At 38.1% G+C, this 3547-nt stretch carries 7 protein-coding genes and 2 pseudogenes; all 9 read left to right on the forward strand.

Annotated elements, in window-relative coordinates; all coding sequences use genetic code 11:
* Positions 1-80: pseudogene (locus tag Q0W26_RS11770) on the forward strand (30S ribosomal protein S19e); the annotation flags it as partial.
* Positions 81-101: 21 nt separating this feature from the next.
* Entirely contained in the window at positions 102-458 is a 357-nt protein-coding gene (locus Q0W26_RS11775) for a DNA-binding protein (protein ID WP_298525684.1), read from the forward strand.
* Between the two features lie 5 nt (positions 459-463).
* Positions 464-1048 (forward strand): hypothetical protein, encoded by a 585-nt coding sequence (locus Q0W26_RS11780; protein WP_298525686.1) that lies wholly within the window; start codon positions 464-466, stop codon positions 1046-1048.
* 20 nt (positions 1049-1068) lie between these two features.
* Entirely contained in the window at positions 1069-1224 is a 156-nt protein-coding gene (locus Q0W26_RS11785; RefSeq protein WP_004032463.1) for a 50S ribosomal protein L39e, read from the forward strand.
* An 11-nt stretch (positions 1225-1235) separates the two neighbouring features.
* Positions 1236-1481, forward strand: coding sequence for a 50S ribosomal protein L31e (locus Q0W26_RS11790; protein WP_296881772.1), 246 nt, complete (start codon positions 1236-1238; stop codon positions 1479-1481).
* 45 nt (positions 1482-1526) lie between these two features.
* On the forward strand, positions 1527-2204 hold the full coding sequence (locus Q0W26_RS11795) for a translation initiation factor IF-6 (protein ID WP_298525688.1): 678 nt from the start codon (positions 1527-1529) through the stop codon (positions 2202-2204).
* A 23-nt stretch (positions 2205-2227) separates the two neighbouring features.
* Positions 2228-2452, forward strand: a complete 225-nt coding sequence (gene rpl18a / locus Q0W26_RS11800) for a 50S ribosomal protein L18Ae (RefSeq protein ID WP_298525691.1) — start codon at positions 2228-2230, stop codon at positions 2450-2452.
* 16 nt (positions 2453-2468) lie between these two features.
* Complete coding sequence (pfdA, locus tag Q0W26_RS11805) at positions 2469-2903, forward strand: prefoldin subunit alpha (RefSeq protein ID WP_298525694.1); 435 nt, start codon at positions 2469-2471, stop codon at positions 2901-2903.
* Positions 2904-3120: 217 nt separating this feature from the next.
* Positions 3121-3547, forward strand: a pseudogene (locus tag Q0W26_RS11810) (signal recognition particle-docking protein FtsY); the annotation flags it as partial.

Raw genomic sequence — 3547 nt, forward strand, 5'->3', positions numbered from 1 at the left:
TTTCCCCAGCAGGAAGATCATTCTTAGATAAAATTTCTGCTGAAATCATTAAAGACATTCCTGAACTTGAAAAATACTAATTATATTTCGGAGAGTTTGATATGAGCGAGTTAGATGAAATTCGTCAAAGGAGAATGGCTGAACTTCAGGCCCAACAGGCTGCAATGCAGAACCAGCAGCAACAGGCTGCAATTCAGGCACAGCAGCAGGAGGCTCAAAGACAGCAATTCGAAGCTCAGAAAAAACAGATTTTAGGTCAGATTCTGACCCCTGAAGCTCGTACTAGATTAGGAAACCTCAAGCTCACCAAGCCTGAACTTGTCGAACAGATTGAAATCCAACTGATTCAGTCCGCTCAGGCAGGAAGCTTAAGAGGAAAGGTCACTGACGACCAGCTTAAGGTTCTCTTAAGGCAAATTGCTGGTCAGAAAAGAGAAATCAAAATTACAAGGAAATAATATCGATGAAAGCGGCTGTACTTTATAGTGGAGGAAAGGATTCATCTTTCATGGCGGTGATGCTTGAGAGGATGGGCCTTGACGTTGAACTGTGCACTGCCAACTTCGGCGTTTACGATTCATACATTCCGGCTAGAAAATCGGCGGCGGCTTTGGGTTTTAACCACAATGTCCTTGAGATGGACGTTGGGATTCTGGAGAAAACCTGTGACATGATAATGAATGACGGATTTCCCAATGACGGAATAAAGTTCATTCACGAAAGCGTTGTCGAACACGTCGCAGAAAAATACGATATTATTGCAGACGGGACAAGACGTGATGACAGAACCCCGAAACTGACTGTCAATCAGATAAGAAGTCTTGAGGACAGGAAAAACGTTCAATACATCAATCTGGACAGTTTCGGCCACAAGTCCGTGAAGCTGATAACATCCAACCTGTTTGAGATTTCACACGAAAAGTCAAACAAGGACAACAGTTCGGATTACGAGGTTGAAATCAGGACAATGATTGACGAGAGGGGAGGAAATTCACTGGACATATTCCCTGAACATTATCAAACTCGCGTTATTGGATATAAAAAATAATTATTATTACAGGTGAGAAAATGAGTAGAAATAAACCGTTAGCTAAAAAATTAAGAATGGCAAAAGCAAACAAACAAAACAGGAGAATTCCAATCTGGGCTTATGCTAAAACTAACCGTAAACTTAGATACAGACCAAAACCTAGACATTGGAGAAGAAACAGTCTTAAATTATAAGAGGGGTTATTATGGAAAGAGTTTACACAATTCCACTTAGAAATGTAAAAAACGTTAAAAGGACTATCAGAGCTCCTAGAGCTATCAGAGAAGTAAAAAACTTCTTAACCAAACACATGAAAGCTGAAGAAGTAAAAATTGATGAATCTATCAATCATGCTATTTGGGAAAGAGGTATTCAAAAAATACCTTCTAAAATTACTGTAAAAGCAGTTAAAGATGATGATGGTGTTGTAAAAGCTACTTTAGCAGAATAGGCTATAGTACCTTCGCCATATATTTGATCAATGTGAGGTAACAATATGTTGAAAAGAGTTGATATTGTAGGAAATCCGAATATAGGGGTATTTATCCTTGCAACTGATGACATAGCTATTGTTCCTTATAATCTTTTGGATGAAAAGGCAGAAATTATTAAGGAAACCTTAGAGGTCGACGTTGTCAAATCTTCAATTTCCGGCAGTAATCTTATAGGATCTTTAGCTGTAGCCAATTCAAACGGTATCGTTGTTTCCCCACATGTATTAGATAGAGAAGTTAAGCAGTTTGAAGAGCTGGGCTTGAAAGTCGCCACAATCCCTTCACAGTTCACAGCTGTTGGAAACATTGTGGCCGCAAACGATAATGGTGCCATTGTCAGCCCGTTCTTGTCAGAAGATGCATGCAACATTATTTCACAGACCCTTGATGTCGATGTTGTGGAATCACGTTCCATCAGCGGAAGCGACATTATCGGTTCAATGATTAAGGTTACAAACAACGGTTTTCTAATAACCAAGAATGCAACTTCCTCAGAAATTAACTTAGCTCGTAAAGTATTTGGTGTTGAAGGAGATATTGGTACTGTCGGCAGAGGTATTCCTTTGGTTGGAGCTTGCTCCATTGCAAATTCACATGGTGCAATCGTAGCTAAAGGTAGTACTGGTCCTGAAATGGCTAGAGTTGAAGAAGCGTTAGGCTTTTTGGATGATAACTTTTAATTAATATATCATGAGGGATTTATATGATAACAAAAATTTACAGAGTTAAAGGTACTTTTGTAATGGGCGATGAATATCATAAATTTACTAAAGAATACAAAGCTACTTGCGAAGCTGACATCGAAGAGAAAATCTTTGAACGTTTCGGAAGCAAACACGGTATTAACAGGAATCAAATTTCAATCGAATCCATCGAGGAAATTGCTCCTGAAGATGTTCTTGACCCAATCGTAAAAGAGATTTTATAGATTTGTTGGTGTTAATATGGAAGATCAGCAAAGATTAAACAGTCTTCTTAATGAAATCAATGCATACAGACAGCAGGCCGAATTGATTCAGCAGCAGATTGAAATGATTCAGGCTTCCATGGCTGAAATCGATGCATTGTTCAATACTTTGGAAGATATTGAAGGCAAAGAATCTGTTGAGGCTTTTGTACCTGTTGGTGCAGGTTCTTTCATTAAAGGAGAACTTAAAAGTACTGACGAAATTATTGTAAGTATCGGATCTGGTCTTGCCGTTAAAAAAGATGCAGAAGGCGCCCGTGAAATTCTCACAGGCCAAAAAGATGAGCTAAAAGACAGCCTTGATAAAATGCTGGCTAACCTGCAGCAATGCACAGACATTGTCGGAAGTCTTGAAGCTCAGGCTAATCAGATTGCCGCTGCAGCTCAAGGCAACATGACCCAAATGAGATAAATACTTTTACAATTTTTTCTTTTTTTCTATTTTTTAATTATATTCCAAAATGCAAATCATTGCAGTGTATGGAATGATATATCACATTATTTTCTTTTGACTTATTTTCATTAATCTTTGGCCTGTTTGGTCATTTTTCTACTTTCTTTTTAAATACTATGAAAAATAAAAATATAAATAATTAAATTTTTAACTAAACTAAAAGGTTGGGTTAATTTTGTTTGAATCATTAAAAAAGAAGTTTTCACGTACCAGTGAAAAATTGGAAGAAGAGCTCATTGAAGAAGCAGAAGCTGAAGACAACCTTCATGAAGAAAAAGGTACCAGATTCTCATTTTTTTCATTCGGACGCAAAAATAAAAAGGAAGAAGAGGAAGTTGACGAATCAAACCTGCTTGTTGAAGATACCTCTGAAGAAGCTCCTGTAGAAGATGAAGCTTTCGAAGAAGATGAAGTTTCTGAGGAGGATGAGTCTAAAGAGAAGAAGTCTGGCTTTTTGTCAAGGTTCCGTTCTGATGACAAGTCTGAGGAAGATGAAACTGAGGAAGCTAGTGAAGATGAAGAGTCTCCTGTGGAAGATGAGGCTTTCGAAGAAGAGGAAGTTTCTGAGGAGGATGAGTCTGAAGAGAAGAAGTCTGGCTTTT

It is taken from the genome of uncultured Methanobrevibacter sp. (assembly GCF_947169325.1).
In the GTDB taxonomy this organism is placed as follows: Archaea; Methanobacteriota; Methanobacteria; order Methanobacteriales; family Methanobacteriaceae; genus Methanocatella.